A 16,039-nucleotide genomic window follows, 5' to 3' on the forward strand; every position below is an offset into this window, starting at 1 on the left:
AAACAAGTTGTTTGCGTATGTAATTGCAGTATCATTTTGCTACATCAAAAGGGTTTTCGTTATTTTTCATAAACACAGATCCCATCCTTTTATACTTCATGGGCTTACCGTTGGCACATAAATCGTAAATTCCATTTCCTTTCTGCTCTGAAATTCGCAAAAAAACAACATCACTTTCGTTACAATCATTGTCTATGGCAACGTGTTTTCTCAGGTCTTCGATTGTTGCATCAACTTTTTTCAAAAAAGATTGGATTTTTCTATCCGGTTGTGGTTCTTGATAGTTTGCGGGTAAATCACACTTTTTGTCTTTTTGTGTTTCCTGCGCAAAATAAAGTGTTGGTACTGCAAGCAGTACAGTAAAAATCAATTTTTTCATTGTAAATTATTTGATTGTTATTATTTAATAAATTCTTCTCTTTGTTTTGAGGCTTCGGCGTAAGAATCAAATACAAGAATCTTTCTTTTTCTTACGCTCATTCCTGAAGGAACTGCACCGTCCTTATAGAGTGTCTTCTCAAACTCATCCATTTTCCTGTACTTTGCATCTTCGCTTACATCCATCATTTCAATAATATCACTTCCTATACTTTGATATCGGGAAATATTCTCTCTAACAAGTGCTGAATCAGTATCGGGAGCTATTACTGCCAGTATAATGGCGTACTTTGGCTTTAATGAAATATTTGATACAGTGTCCTGAATGTGACTTGTGGAATCGCTAAAAGTAGGTGTGGAAGCCTTATAAGCAGTAGAATCTATGCTTGTAGAATCTATATCTGTATAAGTCCCCTGCAAAGTGTCTTGCCTTTTACAGCCAGTTACTGCGTAAAAAGCCATTAATAGGTAAATCCTTCTCATCGGCTATTTTTCAGACAGTAATGCTATGATTCCAAGTAGAATGAAGTGACCGATGTAGGAGAGAATCCCCCAAAGAATCATAAAGCCGATTGCTCCGACAAAAGATTCTGGTTCTGTCCAGTTCCATGAGAGAACTCCTGAACCGATAATTACGACTGCATAAAGAATAAATGCTAATACAGGTAGGCATCCGCCGTCATTTGTGTTGCTCATATTTTTATAAATTTTGTTTAGTTTTTGGCAACAAAAAAGCAAGTGGTTCTCACTTGCTTTTAGTCTTGAAGGCTCGGCAAAGCCTATACTACATAAAAACAGGATAAGCCACTTGCCCATATGACAAGTGCGCTAAACTGTTTGCATTTTGTAGTATTAAGAATTTTGCCGATTCACAAGACAAAAGCAAAAGTTTTACACTTTTATTTTTCCGTTGATGTCTGAGTCCAAAAATACAAAATTTGTGCCTATTATTTCAATAATTCAGTATCTAAGTTACTTGTATAATTTCCATCAAGTAATCTTCCATCTTTCAAATATGTGAAATAATCACTGTAATTGGAAGGACTTAAAAAATTAAAGAAATACTTTTGCCTAACTTTTTTTTCTTCCAATTGTTTATTAAGTTCATTGAAATGTTCTATAGCATATTTATTTTTTGCTTTATTCTCATCACTATTATCATTATCTGCCTTAACTTCGATAACTGAGACATAATCAAAATCATCTTTTCTCAATAAAATAAAAAAGTCTGGATTAAAAAAATGTGTGCTTGTATGACTACCTAAGGTATAGGAATATTCTAAAGAATAGAAGCTATGATTATTAGATTTAATCCAAGCACAGATCTGACTTGCATTGTCTTTTTTAACAAGCTCATTTATAAACTTTCTTTCAGGTTCTCTTGATGTAAACACTAAATCTATCGGAGTTTTAAATAGAAATTTATTAAGGCTATCAGAAAATGCAGAGCGAGGTAAAGACAGATCTTCCTTTATTTCTTCAAAAGCAATTAAAGAATCAGGAATTACAATTTCATTTTGATAATCATCAGAATAAAAAATTGTTGAATCATTTTTGAGACCTAAAACAGAGATGTTTTCATGTTCTTTACTTTCTGTTCTAATTTCAATAATTGAGTTGGGTACTTTTGAAAGGATAATGCTTTTAGGCTTTTTTCGCAGCAAAGTATTAAATGAAGAGAATATAGCTTGTCTGTTTTTTTTACCAAGATAATCACCTGTCATTCCCACTTTTTGCATTGAATTTCTTATGAGTTTTTCAATAATATCTTTATTTGGAAGATTGTCATTGGAATATTCACTTTCATCCATTTTCAAAATAATTCCTTCTAATTTTCTTATTTGAAATTCGTCGTGAATTTTGTTAGCAATATCATTGATTGAAAATCTTTCTTTTTCAATAGGGTAAGAAATCTTGTATTCTTTGTCACCAAATTTTACATATTTTGTTTCAGTAATGTGTTCAAATGTTTCTGAAACAAAATTAATATGATCTCTATAGTTAAAAATTTCAGTATTTTTTTCAATCTGAACCTCTTTTTTCTCTTTTGTATAATCTAAGTTGTAAATTGTAAAATTGAAACTTGATCTATCCCCTTGCGTTATTGAACTATTCTTAATTTTTGTTTCCATTTCAAGGATTTCTTCTACTAAATCCTTTATTCTTTCACTCCATTTATAATGATTGAATATTGTAACCTCCGCATTTGGATAATTATTAGGGATACGTAAACCTCTACCTAGTACTTGTGCAATTAATAGTTTAGAGTTAAATGCTTTTTCTTCCATTGGTACTATCTGAAAAACATTTTTAACATCCCATCCTTCTGTAAGCATAGCTACAGAAATTATCCATTCAACAGGTTCATCTCGATTATCTACATATGGAAGTTTTAACACATTATGTCTATGTTCTCGATCTGAAGTGACTAATAAAACTTTTTCATTACTAAGGTATTCTTCGCTTCCTTCTCCTTTTTCTGCTAAAAACTCTACTAATCGTGTTTTTAATTGCTTAGCTATCTTAATGTCTTTAGTAATAAGAATTGTCAAAGGCTTGATATTAGAATACAGAGCTTTATTATATTTATGATTATGAAGGATTTTTTGAAACTTTTCATTTTCATTACTGTCTTCATTTTCAATAATATAATTAACGCTTTTAACAAAGCGATGTTCGATTGCAGAACGTAAGGAGTATCTATAAATCACATCATTAAAATATTCATTATCAATATAAGAAGTACCCGTAAATCCTAGGATATACCTAAATTGACAAGAATTATCTAACAAAAACTCTTTCCATTTCTTTATACTTATATTTTCAGTTGTTCTTCCTTCCGATTTATTATAAGCATGATGAACCTCATCATTTAAAACTAAACATCTTTGTCCCATTCCAAAAGCTAGACTATCAAATATTGAAGATCCTGTTCTTGAATAAACAGCATTAATATTTTCAATACATATTACCCCATCAGTAATAGTTTGATTTGCATTAATAATAGAGGGGTTTCTTTTAACTGAACTATCTGGTATGGAGTTTATTAAATTTATATTTGCGGAAAGCTCTTCAAATTTTTTAGTGAGTTCCTTCTCAATTGTTAAACTTGGTGGACCTAACACCAAAACCTTGTCAATAATTCCCAACCCAAGAGCAATTTGAGCAATTCCATACATTACAAAGCTTTTCCCCGTACCTGTAGCTAAATCTAAACAAGCAGAAAGTTTATGAGGTATTTGGATTTTATTAAGATATTCTTGTTCGGTTTTATATCTTAATTTTAGTTGATCATTTAACTTATAGTTTTCTTTAACTAGATCATCAATAGTTTGATACTTGGTGGATATTAGATAATGAATAGCTGTTTTTATCGCTTCCTTTTGATAATGTCTATTACCACATAATATATTTAGAAATCTTTCCCAATCATCTAAGGGGAATTTTATAGGATCAAAATTTTTATCATTAACTTTTAAGACAAGATCCTGTGTATTAAATATTTTTTTTCCAGCCATTATTCTGTAGTGATAACTTGTTTAAATTCATTGCCATATACATCTATAAAAATTACGCAAACTTGTGAAGAATTAGTAAATAAAGGTATTGTAAGTATATTTTCTGAGCGTTTAATGTCCTCGCCGAACAAACATTGAGTCATTATGAAGTCTGATCCATCAAAGTTTTCATCAATAATAACCATACTTAAACTTTCAAAATTATCTAATTCTTTATTTGTCTCCTCTTCTCTAAAATTTGAAATAAATTTGCGAATAATAATTTTATTATCTTTATAGTCGACCTCTACTTCGGGTTGTAGACTAAAATAAAAGCCAATTGCATTATCAAGATCATTAACCTGGCTTTTACTTTTAGGTTGACGAATTTTAGCAAAACTTTTAGGATGAAGTTCTTTAATTATTTGATATGGTATTTTTAAAAAATAATATCTAATATCATCAATTTCATGGAAATCACTTATAAAGTCTACTGCATTTGCTGGGGCTATAATATATACTCTTTTAGAAATGCTCTTAGATAAATTTTTGTGTAAGTTTTCTAAGAAGAAAATATCAATATTACTTTCTTTATTGCTCCAATAATCCCAAACAATAACAGGATAACCGTCCTTACGTTCTCCATGAAATGTAAAGCCTTTTTTTACAGTTTTCTTAGGGGTTACTTCAAATAACTGTAACACGAATTCTATATATGTATCTTGATTAAGATCTTGCATTTTAGCAAGGTCATATATACCCGTATTTACAGTAGCAAATGTTTTTGCAAACTTACTGTATTTCTTTTTAGGGTTTTCATAATCTTTGCTATCCTGAATTGATAATAAGCGTTTTTGAATTGTGTAAAAACTATATTTTCCAATATCACAACTAATCCATCTGCGTCCTAATTTCTCAGCAACAGCTGCTGTTGTTCCACTTCCTGCAAAAAAATCTAAGACTATGTCTCCTGGTGCAGTTGTAGATTCAATTATTCTTTTAAGTAATTCTTCTGGTTTTTGCGTTGGATAATCTGTTCTTTCACTGGCAACTGGATTTATAAATGGAATTCTCCAAACATCACTCACAGGCTTACCCTTTTTTCCAGCATATACTACTTTGTATTTCCCAGATTGGATTAATTCTTTAACTTTTGGAGAATTTTCATCATAAACTACTAATCCTGTACTTCCGCCGCCGCCGCCTAAAGAATATCCTTTTTCATACTTTTCTTGTAAATTTTTTGTTATTTCAAGCTGTGGTACAAAGTAGTTTGTTGCGGATTTTGAATAATAAAATATTGTATCATGGTTTTTTTGGAATGATGATGATGATGGACTAGTCCATTTATCGTAATTCCAAATTATTTCATTTTTAAAGTTTTTTTCACCAAAAATTTCATCTAAAATTATTTTTATATAATGTGACTTTTTCCAATCTAAATGAACAAAAATAACACCATCGTCAGCCAAAATTTCTTTTGCAACAATTAATCTTTTCCTAATAAATTCAATAAATTCCGACCCCTTTGCTTTATCTGAATAAGCTTTTTGACCACTTTGTGTATTAAAATCATTTTCAGTTGCAAATGGTGGGTCTATATATATAAGTTTTACGTTTCTTTTAATTTTATCCTTTATTAGTGGATCCTCGTTTTTATATATAGTTTTTAAAAATTGCAAATTATCTCCGAATACAAGCAAGTTTCTCCAATCATCTTCAAACTTTTCTCTTTTTCCATTATAAATTTTTTCCACTTGTAATGGAACTGCAAAAGTACCATCCTGATCAGATAAAAGGTCTTCCTTCCTCATTTTCCCAGCATAACGCAATTCATATTCTTTATGAATAGTTGGAAATATTTTTTCTTTAAAATCATCAGGAATTGATGAGCCACTGGCTAAGCATTCCATTAAAAATTCCCGTTCTTGTATAGTTAAATTTTTCATTCTTCAATAATCAGTAGTGCAAAAATATAATTAAATTTTTTGAAAGTAGACCTATTTATATTGGATAATTAAGATATAAATGAAGTGAGTGTACATGTCTCTATAGAATAGGTATCTATACAAAAGTACCCCACCATAGGACATGTTTTTGGTAGTACCCCCACCACTTGAAAACTGGTCAAAAGTTTTCGGACGGTCTAAAAACCTCAGTACTTTTTTTGAACATTTTTAGACTACAATCCAAAGTTAGAACAGGTTTCAAGAGATTTTCTACGCATTCAAAATATTTTTGCTATTTCATTGATTATCAACCTATTTTTATAACATTTGGCATGGTTTTCGAGTGATAAAAACCAACAAAAAACCCCGTCAATACTACCAATATTGAACGGGGAGTGTAAAAAATTCTAACGCTAATTAAAACTTATTTACAATGGCAAAGTTAACAAATTGTCTTGATACTTTCAGTATCTATGTCGGAACGTACAAAAAGTACAATGAAGGGTCAATCTATGGTGCATGGTTAAACCTCTCAGATTATTCAGATTATGACGAGCTACTTACAGCAATGTATGAGCTTCATTCTGATGAACCCGAAGCAGAGATCATGTTTCAGGATTATGAATGTTCGGAGTTCTTTATCAAACAAAAGCTAATCAGTGAATGTCATCTTTCAGTAAAAATTTATGACATAGCCGAAGAGATTAATAATTCAGATTATGATTTCGAGGTTATAGAAGCCTATGCAGAGTGTATGAGTTATTATCATGAGGACGTAAGCGACCTATTAGACAGTCTTTCAGATTCTTATTATGGTGAGTACGATTCGGATGAAGATTTTGCTCAGATTACTTTAGAACAGGACGGCTCAATACCTGAAAACCTACCATCTTACATTTACATTGATTGGGAAGCAACTGCCAGACATTTAATGTACGACTATATGAGTTCTAACGGGTATTATTTCCGAAACTAATAAAGATAGCAACCTTTGCACCTTGCTTAAATGCAGGGTGCTTTATAACTATTTTAATGATGAAAGCAAGATATATTAGAGTTTCTACAGGGGCACAAAACACAGCAAGACAGGAGGAACGCCAAGCAAAAGACGAAAAGGTTTTTATTGATATTGTTAGCGGTTCTACATCTTTCAAAGATAGAGAACAAGGGAAGGAACTGATAAAAGCAATTGAAAATAATGAGTTTAATTACGTTTCTGTAAGTTCTATCGATAGGCTAGGAAGAAATCTGTATGACATTCTTACGACTCTGGAATTTTTCAAAGAAAAGGGCGTTATTCTCAAAGTAGATAATCTTGGAATAGAAAGCTTAATAAAAGGCAAAGAAAATCAAGCCTTCAAACTTATTATTTCTGTTATGGCTAACATAGCTGAAATGGAGCGAGAAACCATTTTAGAACGTCAACGAGAGGGAATTGCTCTTGCAAAGGCTCGTGGAACTTATAAAGGGCGTGAAAAAGGTTCTACGGAGAGCATAGACGACTTTCTATCCAAGTATAAAGAAGTGATTAAGAACCTGAAAAAAGGAAATTCAATCCGAGATACGGCAAAAATTTGTTCTGTCAGTATTGGAACTGTGCAGAAAGTCAAAAATAATATTAAATAGATTAATAAGAACTGTATTCCCTCATTTTTAAGACTTCTTCAAAATGATCACTATAAAAATGGGATGATGCAACCTTTTGACTATTGCAAAATTTTTTCCATTCAGAATCTGTAAAAGCTTTGTAAAATGGATTTGCAAGTTCCTTTTCATAATGTTCAGGTGTTCCATCACGTAACCAAGCAATAGGATAAAATTCTCGCCTTTTAATTTTATCTGTCAAATAGTCGAAGGATCTAATTTCAGCTCCAATTTCCTCGGCTATTTGATTTCTTTTTTCGACTTCATAATGGTTTGATAGTCTTCTACCTATTATTATCTTGAATTTAAAATGGGTTGGGTTTGATATTCTTGTATTGACAGTGGGCAAATATTTCCCCATCCAATTGCGATTATCCATTAACCATCTTTTCCAATCTCTTATTTGTTGTGTAGCTCTATTAAACTCTGCAGTCATTAATCCCTTATCCGTAAATAATTTGGCTGACGGTTGTTTGATTTCAATAAATTCAAAAATGTTTCCATTACTAAAACCATCTGATAAAGTTATAAAATCAGTTTCTAGCTCACTGCCAAGTTTTAGTTTGGAAATAACTAAATGACAATCATCATCGCTTAAAAAAATCCCTGCATTATCAGTCAAATACCTTTGATAATTATTTTCTAACAAATTTTTAGAGAGGAGATTTTCCCATTCTTGTATTTTATGGGATTTAAACCCTCTTCCATACCATTCTGAATGATTAATGTTTTCCAAAGTTTACTAATAAGATTTTAAAATTTCAATTAACTCATCATAAAGATCAAGTATAATAGCTTTTGCCTCAGCATTAACTAGGTTTCCTGTACTAATATCATGTGGTTCACGCAAACCAGCTAAAATCAACTGTATTTCTTTATAACGTTCTCCATGAATTTTATCTTTAGATTTGACAAGTCCTTCGATAATAACGGAAATTTTGTTTAGTAAATATCTGTTATATTGATTATTACGAGATGCTTCTAAATCTAGAATATTAGATTGGATTTTTTGAGGTTTTGAAATGGGCATATAAATAATGTATAAGTCCAAATATAAAGATATTTTTTTATTGGGTTTATAAGTTTTATATGTAAAATGAAACGAGGGTAGCCCACTCAAAGAAAATGAAATTATCACTATCGACAAATCAGAAAGCAGGTAAAAGGAGCTGTTTTTACTATAGGAGTTTTGGTAGTTGCTTTTATTATTCTATATAGTTAATATGGTCCTCTATTTAGCTACCTGTTGATCTTTCAAAATAATAACATTCAGCTATTTTTAAGGTTTTGAATACCCATAAAAAGAGCCTGATTTATGCAATTGCAAATAATCAGGCTTTTAAAATATCTATATGAATATTTTTGTTATTTGATTTTTTAGATAAAATGTTATTTTGTTAATAAAATACTGTTTTATTTCTTCCATGCAGAATGCAGACTATCAGCCACCATTTCACGGGAAAACTGAACGTATTTTTTAAAAGACTTATAATCTTTATGCCCAGTAATTTCTCGAATAAATTCTTCATTCATTCCGTTAATCAATGAGTTGGTAATGAAAAATACCCTACCGTAGTGCATTGTCAAATAATCGTGAGCATTTTTTTCTACTGTAATCTCATTTTTACCTGAATATTTTACAAATCGTATTTTATCGCCAAAACCAATCGCTTCAAAAAGTTTTTTGATTTCTCTATTGCAGAATTGATTAGTGGGGACTTTTAGCCTACCATAACGTTCTGTGTGAGCTTTGATTATTTCTTTTGGTACATCCAATAAAGGTATATCAAGCATTTCTTTAGCTTTTTTAATATGTAAGCGTAAGAAGTCTTCTGTAACGTCCTCTGGTCTCATATTTTGAATGTCAACAAACCTCAAACCTGTATAGGAACTAAAAATAAAAATATCCCTTACGACATTACTGTAATCATCTTCAAAATCAGTTGTTCTCAATTTTTCTACGATTTCAGGAGTAAGTTTTATTTTTTCAGAATCATCCTTGAAAACTAAAAATTTTTTAAATTCCATGTTATTATGAAACTTCCTTTCTCCTGCCCAATTCATAAATGTTTTAAGTATTGTTACATATTTCCCGATAGTAGAATTGTAGAAATTTTTTTCAATGAAGTATGCTAATAATTCATCATAGAAATTAAGTGTAATATTTTGAAATGACATATCAAATTTTATCTCATCTGAAAATGCTTTAAGATGGTTTTTACACGTTTTATATGTCTTTATGGTATTTTCTGACGCAGATTGTTTTCTAACGTCAATAAACTCATCAAAAACACTTAATACTCCTTTCTTCTTAGCGGTTGTTGTAGTGATAGGAGTGATTTTGTGTTCAAACTCTTTTTCTAAAATTTCTTTAGATAGGGGTTGTTCTTTCAATAAATAATCCCTTTCAATCTCTTTTAAGATTTTGACGGTGTTTTCTATTTTCAGATTTTTAGTTGCCGATTCGGGAGCGAGTTGTCTCACTTTTGTCCCTGTCCATTGTGAGGGTTTTACTTTTACCCCTGTGGAACGTTTCAATCTCTTACCTTTTAGGGTTGCCGAAACATATATCATTGTTTCGGTTGTCTTTTTGGGTTCTTTTAAAAAAAATGCGATGTTCATTGTTTAAATATTTGGTTCAAAATTAATCCTCGTTTAAACTGAAAATCTTTTTAAATTGTCCTCAGGGACAACATAGGGACAAAAAAGGACTAAATTTGACGAAACATTATTAAACATCATTAAAACAAAAATCCCTTCTAAACATTGTTTAAAAGGGATTTTCTTGATTGACTAAGTTAAGTTGTGTTTAACTTCTGTGGTTTCTCCAGGAATCGAACCAGGGACACATGGATTTTCAATCCATTGCTCTACCAACTGAGCTAAGAAACCATTTATGTTTTCGTTTATTACTTCGTTGTTTTAAAGTGATGCAAAAGTATAACATTTTATAATACCGCGCAAGTTTTTCAGTTAATTTTTTTGAATAAATATGTTGTTTCAGCTGGGTTATATCTTCAATGTCTTGTTCATCAGTGTTTTGATATGTTTTATTTTTTCCTGTTTTTTTTGAATATAATTTCCACAGGAGGTTATTGAAAGGTTTTCAGTCCTGATATTTAGAATTTTTCTCAAAAAAATGTTGTACTTCTAAAGGATGAAGCAGAAGATTTTCTGTAAGACTATTTTGGGAATAATATTATTGCTTCTTTAAACAATTTTAAACAGGCAATAAAATAATCCGATTTTTAGTCATGAAAAACAGCAAACACTTGATTTATAATGGATAATCAACCTAACGATTGTTAGTCGTACTATTACTACACTTTTTTAAATTTAATAATAAACGCTATTTGTTTTTTATAAATACATCTATATTTGGTGATATAGAAAACAAACAATCACAATACATTAACCATTAAAATTTACAATCATGGCAGAAAGAAATTCAAGAGGAATTTTAAAATTCAACAACGGAGAAGGACAAAAGCTATTAAAACTTAACTATAGCGTATCAAGAGCTACAGACGTATCAGGGCGTGTAGCATCAGACCCTTCCAACGCGCTTATCAAAATTACAGTGGAAGCTACTGATAAATCAGACATCCTGGAAAGTTTACTGAACGGAAAATATAAGCCTACTGTAGGAGAGATCACTTTCAACAAATCTCACGAAGAAGGAACATTAACAACATTAAAGTGGAACAATGGTTATGTAATCCAGCATGAGGTAGATTTCGATGCTGTGGATGAAAACAGTATGTATATCAGTTTTGTGGTAAGTGCAGAACAGATAGATCTGGGGAATTCTTCTTACTTCGGAGCATGGCCTTCTTAAGCATATTCAGAATTTAAATATCAGGCAGAATAGTACATCCTTCAAGGAAAGCTGTTCTGCCTTTTTTAACCTTATAGAACGATTGTTTATTCCAAATAAAGTTCTGAAAAAAACACCTAATCACTATGAATAAAAATGCCTCGAATTCCGATAAGATTTCAGAGAATCATATTCCCGGAATCAACCGTGTGGTGAAACTGGATATTGTGATTGAAGGCAAGATTATCAAACACTTCAAGCATTTTCGCCTACAGCAAAGTGCGAGACGCCATCACAATTTTGAACTTATTCTCGCCCATGATTCTCTTGGGGAAGCTCAAAACCACACCCTGGAACAAGCCCGCCAGTTTTTGGGAAAAAGGATTACTATTGTTTTCAAATATAAAGATTATGAAAGCGAAAGCCCGGAAAGAACCTTTGTAGGGGTAATCACCAAAGCCGCATTCAGCCAGGAAAAAATGAGCCTGGGAAATATAGTATTGCGGGGTCAAAGTCCTACTATTCTCATGGATGCCGCTCCCCATACCCAAAGTTTTGGAGGTGATCAGGCTGTGAATACAGGAATTATTGCAAACAAAATACTTAAAGAAGCCCTGGGAACAGAAAAATTTGATTTCAGAGTAGATACACAGAATAAAAGCTATATCAATTATAGTTCACAATATAACGAGACCCATTATAACTATCTTGCAAGAACAGCCGAAGCCTACGGAGAACAGTTTTACTATGATGGTGAAGTACTTCATTTTGGAAAACTTCCGCCTTCAGAAAAACCGATCAAGCTCGTCTATGGAAGCAACGCAACAGATGTTCAGGTAGAATTGAATGCCGTTCATACCAATCCTCAGTTTTTTGGATATAACAGCAGCAGCCACACTAAAATGGAGGGCTCGGAGAATAATATCAGACATCTGGGAGAAATCCCTTCGAAAGCTTATGAACTTAACAGTAATATCTTTAAAACACCTTCTTTGTCTCCCGTACCCATTAATGCCAATATGTTTGTTGATGTAAGCGATTCTCAGAAAAGTGCTGCAGGAAGTGCTGCTGTGGAAGTATTTACAGTTGCGGGAAATACCACCGTTCCGTTTCTGTATCCCGGATGCCTTGCTGATATTGAAATGAGGAAACCGGATACCAGTCAGACTTCTTACTTTACAAAAATTACAGTTACCGAAGTGACCCATGAAGTCAATGCCAGAGGTTATTATAGTGGTAGTTTTGAAGCGATTGCTGAAGGAACAGGCTTTATGCCAAAACCGGATTTTATACAACCCAAGGCCGAACCACAGGTTGCTACCGTCATTTCCAATACAGATCCCCTTAATCAGGGAAGAATACAGGTAAGATTTGACTGGCAGAAAAACCCGGATACCACCCATTTTATCAGAATGATGAGTCCTGATGCCGGAGGTACAGATATGATTACTCAAAACAGAGGTTTTGTTGCGGTACCTGAAGTTGGAGATCAGGTTATGGTTGGTTTTGAATATCATCATCCCGACTTTCCATTTGCTATGGGAGGAATGTTCCATGGACAGGTAGCATTGGGAGGAAGTATCAATAACCACCTTAAGTCTATTCAAACGAGAAGTGGTAATAAAGTGATTTTTAACGATCAGGAAGGAAGTATTTTTATTGAAGATCCTAGTGGAAATACTTACCTCATGGACGGAAAAGGAAATATTGTGGTGAATGCACCCAAAAATATAACCTTCACAGCCGGAGAAAATGTGCAGATTAATGCCGGAAAAAATATCATTGCCTCTGCCCAGAGAAATGTAAATATTATGGCAGGAGAAGATATCACGGAAACCGCCAATGATGATTACAATCTGACAGCAAGCAATATTATTGAAACTGCTGAGGCTGGAAGAAGCTCCAGGGCAAAGAATATTACGGAAAATATGGAAGCCGGTTCTTACATCAGTACCAAAGAAGCGATTAATGTAGAAAGTGCCAAAGAAGTGCTTATTAACAGCGGTAAACAGGTAAAAATGCAGTAATATGGCAGGTGAAGGAGGAAATATCGTACGGAATGTCTTTGGGAAATCTTACAAGGAAGCAGAACATATTATGAAAGATGCTTCCAAGGGGACTTTGGATTTTAAATCTCCTCAGGAAAATACCTTTTACGGGAAAAAAGGAGGCAAAAAATTCGATGAGTATCAGGCGAAAAAAGACAATACATTATTAGTAACAAAGGTAGAAGGCCCTTTAGATGATAATGGAGGGAAAATAGCAAAACCCAAAGAAGGCGAAAAATACTGGTTCAAAGCGACTTTTAACAGATCTGCAACGAAGAGCGAGTATAAAAAACTTCAATGGCAGGAAAAAATAAATGGAATTTCTATACCCTTTTTTTTCGATTACTCTTCAATCACCGGAAATACGGAGACCATTCAGGTGAAACTTCCCTGTTATGATATGCGTGTATATGCCTATTTTAAAACTCCGATAGACAAGGTCAGTGTTGAAGTCAAAATAACCAATCCATTACCTCTTTATATTGACCGATTTAAAATAAAAGGAAAAGACAGGAAAGGCGTTAACATGGCGGATGATCTGTGCTATGGTCTGGGAGTTTCCAATCAGTATCCTTCACGGTACACCTTGCAGGATGTGGAAAGCAAGGGAATTTGGATCAAATCAGAGATCAGAGATAAAACAGACGAAGAATTATGGGCAGGTTTCAAGCGTATGGTGGGAACACTTTTTTCAGTCGGAGAACTGGAAACGGTTGCCTTTGATATGATTGAAAAATTTAAACGAAGTGAAGGAGGTGAATATACCAATTCTATTCTCACAAAACATGTGCTGAACCATCCTTCAAATCAACGATTCTGCCTAAGTATGGAAGATGAAATTGCGGACAGAATTAAGAAAAACCATGGAAGCATTGCATCCATTGAAGATGATGAAATACACTTTACAGATGATGAGGTAGGAAAGTTTGGAAGAAGAGGATGGGGACATCCCCAGTTTTCAACGATGAAAGATACTTTTATGGGAGGGCTCACCATTTGTATGAATGATACCTGGGCATATGAAGTGAAGCTGACAAAATTCAATAAATCTGCTAACGGTACTTATGATGCAACCTATAAAGTTGTTTTATATGATCATTTTGGGTTGGATATGCCGGATATTGAAAAGAAATACTACTATCTGCTTGGTTTCAGATATTGGTTTATTTTGCAGCATATCAGAGGATATAAACCTTTTATCACTAAAGTTGAGTTTGAAAAAACATTTAAAGAAAGTATCACCATCGGCAAAGCGGAACGCCAAAGTAAAAGAAGAGCAGAAAAGGAAAGACAGGATCATCTTCGAAATATGGGAAGAAGAAGACCTGGAGAATATTAACAATGAATAGCCATTACATTTTAATGAGCCTTATTATAATTATAAAAAATGAAGTATTTACCATCTGTAAAAATTATCACTATTGTATGTTTTCTTTTAATAGCTATGAGCTGTGATAAGAAAAAGAATGACTTTATTCCACTTGATCATATGACTTTTACCAATGCTTATGATAAGAACGCAGTGAAAATTTCATACTATATTCTTATAGATCATCCTGAACCTACTGAAAGTAATCTGAAAAAAGAAATTACAAAATATGTAGAAAATAAATTGAAAAACAACAAGTTACTTGCAAAGCCGGAAACAGCTTCACTCAACTTTGTTTTTTATAGAAAAACGGACAATACTTCATATTTTATTACGAATAAAGAAAGTGCCGGCGAGCTGTTAGGTGAAGAAATATCACACTATCAGCAGGATTATATAGCCAATTATCTGGTAAGTAAATGTGAAAAAGGAACTGTAGAAAAAATTTATCTCTACAACCTGCCGGAAGAGACTGTAGCAAACAAAAACTGTGGTAAATAATACCATCTTGTTTTTATAAATAATAACAAAGTATGGTAGAAACAAGAGTAAAACCATTTCAGAAATATACATCGGGGATCCATGATTATCAGGTGGAAAATGCTCTTGAAATACAGTTCGGGGAAGAAAAAGGATTTTATTCATCCTTTAAAATTACTGTTCAGGAAAAGATAAATGAAGATCATTCCAAAAACTGGTTGATAGAAAAAGTAGAAGATTCCTCTTTTCCCTCCGAAAATAAATTTATGGAAATCCTGCATATCCTGGAACAAAGCTCTTATCCGCTGGAAATAAAAGTGGATGAAAAAGGAAGCTTTCTGGGAGCTGTAGATCATCAGAAAAATATAGAAAACTGGAAACTCAAAACAGCTGGGCTTCAGGAAAAGTATCAGAATGTAGATGTTTTCAGAAACCAATATTTGTCAGCTCTTGAAGATGAAACGGGCTTTTATAAAAATAAACTGAAAGAACCTTTCTGGAATCTTCTCTTGTTTGCTCCTTATTATGTAGATAACGGAGGAAAAAGTGATGAATCCGTTGTATGGAATATTAAAGGAATCGGAGATATTGAATGTCACGGAATTATCAGAGCCGAACAGAGAGAGTACGGATTTGAATCTTCTTTTATTTCCGAAATTAAAGTTCCTGCTATCATAAAAGAAGAATTGGAAAAAAAATATCTGTACCAGCCGGGACAGTACCAGGTAAGATTATATATAGAAATGGAATACAACTCCCGTAAAAAACAGTATTCCAAAAAGAAAGCTGACTTTATATTGTCAGACGGAGAAAAAACAGTATACCGGGAAACGATCACAATGACTTAAACTTTATGA

Annotated in this window: 15 protein-coding genes and 1 tRNA gene; 7 read left to right on the forward strand and 9 right to left on the reverse strand. The window is 32.6% G+C overall.

Annotated elements, in window-relative coordinates; translation table 11 throughout:
• Positions 1 to 31 precede the first annotated feature (31 nt).
• The 5 genes from REB14_RS10540 to REB14_RS10560 all read right to left on the reverse strand — a co-directional run bounded on the left by REB14_RS10540 (position 32) and on the right by REB14_RS10560 (position 5,824).
• Entirely contained in the window at positions 32 to 379 is a 348-nt protein-coding gene (locus tag REB14_RS10540) for a hypothetical protein (protein ID WP_309522141.1), read from the reverse strand.
• Positions 380 to 399: 20 nt separating this feature from the next.
• The gene (locus REB14_RS10545; protein ID WP_309522142.1) at positions 400 to 840 is read right to left on the reverse strand and encodes a hypothetical protein; all 441 of its coding nucleotides are present in this window, start codon (positions 838 to 840) and stop codon (positions 400 to 402) included.
• A gap of 24 nt (positions 841 to 864) precedes the next feature.
• Entirely contained in the window at positions 865 to 1,074 is a 210-nt protein-coding gene (locus REB14_RS10550; RefSeq protein ID WP_309522143.1) for a hypothetical protein, read from the reverse strand.
• 251 nt (positions 1,075 to 1,325) lie between these two features.
• The gene (locus REB14_RS10555; protein WP_309522144.1) at positions 1,326 to 3,896 is read right to left on the reverse strand and encodes a DEAD/DEAH box helicase; all 2,571 of its coding nucleotides are present in this window, start codon (positions 3,894 to 3,896) and stop codon (positions 1,326 to 1,328) included.
• Entirely contained in the window at positions 3,896 to 5,824 is a 1,929-nt protein-coding gene (locus REB14_RS10560) for a site-specific DNA-methyltransferase (protein ID WP_309522145.1), read from the reverse strand. Before REB14_RS10560 ends, REB14_RS10555 begins: the two co-directional genes overlap by 1 nt.
• A 433-nt stretch (positions 5,825 to 6,257) precedes the next feature.
• On the opposite strand from REB14_RS10560, the gene REB14_RS10565 reads away from it, so the two are divergent.
• Together REB14_RS10565 and REB14_RS10570 are read left to right on the forward strand one after the other, a co-directional pair.
• On the forward strand, positions 6,258 to 6,800 hold the full coding sequence (locus tag REB14_RS10565) for an antirestriction protein ArdA (protein ID WP_309522146.1): 543 nt from the start codon (positions 6,258 to 6,260) through the stop codon (positions 6,798 to 6,800).
• Between the two features lie 56 nt (positions 6,801 to 6,856).
• Positions 6,857 to 7,450, forward strand: a complete 594-nt coding sequence (locus REB14_RS10570) for a recombinase family protein (protein WP_309522147.1) — start codon at positions 6,857 to 6,859, stop codon at positions 7,448 to 7,450.
• 1 nt (position 7,451) lies between these two features.
• Here the strand turns inward: REB14_RS10570 and REB14_RS10575 are convergent, their stop codons facing one another.
• From REB14_RS10575 to REB14_RS10590, 4 genes are all read right to left on the reverse strand, one after another.
• Positions 7,452 to 8,204: a Shedu anti-phage system protein SduA domain-containing protein gene (locus REB14_RS10575; RefSeq protein WP_309522148.1), complete on the reverse strand. Its 753-nt coding sequence runs from the start codon at positions 8,202 to 8,204 to the stop codon at positions 7,452 to 7,454.
• Between the two features lie 6 nt (positions 8,205 to 8,210).
• Positions 8,211 to 8,498 (reverse strand): hypothetical protein, encoded by a 288-nt coding sequence (locus REB14_RS10580; protein WP_257190714.1) that lies wholly within the window; start codon positions 8,496 to 8,498, stop codon positions 8,211 to 8,213.
• A 383-nt stretch (positions 8,499 to 8,881) separates the two neighbouring features.
• Entirely contained in the window at positions 8,882 to 10,090 is a 1,209-nt protein-coding gene (locus REB14_RS10585) for a tyrosine-type recombinase/integrase (protein ID WP_309522149.1), read from the reverse strand.
• Positions 10,091 to 10,287: 197 nt separating this feature from the next.
• A tRNA-Phe gene (locus tag REB14_RS10590) sits at positions 10,288 to 10,360 on the reverse strand.
• A gap of 541 nt (positions 10,361 to 10,901) precedes the next feature.
• Here REB14_RS10590 and tssD point away from each other — a divergent pair.
• The 5 genes from tssD (at position 10,902) to REB14_RS10615 (ending at position 16,030) form a co-directional block, all read left to right on the forward strand.
• On the forward strand, positions 10,902 to 11,306 hold the full coding sequence (gene tssD / locus REB14_RS10595; protein WP_079242745.1) for a type VI secretion system tube protein TssD: 405 nt from the start codon (positions 10,902 to 10,904) through the stop codon (positions 11,304 to 11,306).
• Between the two features lie 125 nt (positions 11,307 to 11,431).
• Positions 11,432 to 13,312: a type VI secretion system Vgr family protein gene (locus REB14_RS10600; RefSeq protein WP_079242744.1), complete on the forward strand. Its 1,881-nt coding sequence runs from the start codon at positions 11,432 to 11,434 to the stop codon at positions 13,310 to 13,312.
• Between the two features lies 1 nt (position 13,313).
• On the forward strand, positions 13,314 to 14,672 hold the full coding sequence (locus REB14_RS10605; RefSeq protein WP_099049856.1) for a DUF3289 family protein: 1,359 nt from the start codon (positions 13,314 to 13,316) through the stop codon (positions 14,670 to 14,672).
• A 48-nt stretch (positions 14,673 to 14,720) separates the two neighbouring features.
• A complete protein-coding gene (locus tag REB14_RS10610) occupies positions 14,721 to 15,203 on the forward strand; it encodes a hypothetical protein (RefSeq protein ID WP_079242743.1) in 483 nt (160 codons plus the stop codon).
• Positions 15,204 to 15,235: 32 nt separating this feature from the next.
• Complete coding sequence (locus REB14_RS10615) at positions 15,236 to 16,030, forward strand: hypothetical protein (RefSeq protein WP_079242742.1); 795 nt, start codon at positions 15,236 to 15,238, stop codon at positions 16,028 to 16,030.
• Positions 16,031 to 16,039 lie beyond the last annotated feature (9 nt).

It is taken from the genome of Chryseobacterium metallicongregator, assembly GCF_031324065.1.
GTDB classification, from domain to species: domain Bacteria; phylum Bacteroidota; class Bacteroidia; order Flavobacteriales; family Weeksellaceae; genus Chryseobacterium; species Chryseobacterium metallicongregator.

Bases quoted from the DNA above. Each gene is read 5' to 3' on its own strand.
- REB14_RS10540 (WP_309522141.1), bottom strand. From the start codon at position 379: ATGAAAAAATTGATTTTTACTGTACTGCTTGCAGTACCAACACTTTAT.
- REB14_RS10545 (WP_309522142.1), bottom strand. From the start codon at position 840: ATGGCTTTTTACGCAGTAACTGGCTGTAAAAGGCAAGACACTTTGCAG.
- REB14_RS10550 (WP_309522143.1), bottom strand. From the start codon at position 1,074: ATGAGCAACACAAATGACGGCGGATGCCTACCTGTATTAGCATTTATT.
- REB14_RS10555 (WP_309522144.1), bottom strand. From the start codon at position 3,896: ATGGCTGGAAAAAAAATATTTAATACACAGGATCTTGTCTTAAAAGTT.
- REB14_RS10560 (WP_309522145.1), bottom strand. From the start codon at position 5,824: ATGAAAAATTTAACTATACAAGAACGGGAATTTTTAATGGAATGCTTA.
- REB14_RS10565 (WP_309522146.1), top strand. From the start codon at position 6,258: ATGGCAAAGTTAACAAATTGTCTTGATACTTTCAGTATCTATGTCGGA.
- REB14_RS10570 (WP_309522147.1), top strand. From the start codon at position 6,857: ATGATGAAAGCAAGATATATTAGAGTTTCTACAGGGGCACAAAACACA.
- REB14_RS10580 (WP_257190714.1), bottom strand. From the start codon at position 8,498: ATGCCCATTTCAAAACCTCAAAAAATCCAATCTAATATTCTAGATTTA.
- REB14_RS10585 (WP_309522149.1), bottom strand. From the start codon at position 10,090: ATGAACATCGCATTTTTTTTAAAAGAACCCAAAAAGACAACCGAAACA.
- tssD (WP_079242745.1), top strand. From the start codon at position 10,902: ATGGCAGAAAGAAATTCAAGAGGAATTTTAAAATTCAACAACGGAGAA.
- REB14_RS10600 (WP_079242744.1), top strand. From the start codon at position 11,432: ATGAATAAAAATGCCTCGAATTCCGATAAGATTTCAGAGAATCATATT.
- REB14_RS10605 (WP_099049856.1), top strand. From the start codon at position 13,314: ATGGCAGGTGAAGGAGGAAATATCGTACGGAATGTCTTTGGGAAATCT.
- REB14_RS10610 (WP_079242743.1), top strand. From the start codon at position 14,721: ATGAAGTATTTACCATCTGTAAAAATTATCACTATTGTATGTTTTCTT.
- REB14_RS10615 (WP_079242742.1), top strand. From the start codon at position 15,236: ATGGTAGAAACAAGAGTAAAACCATTTCAGAAATATACATCGGGGATC.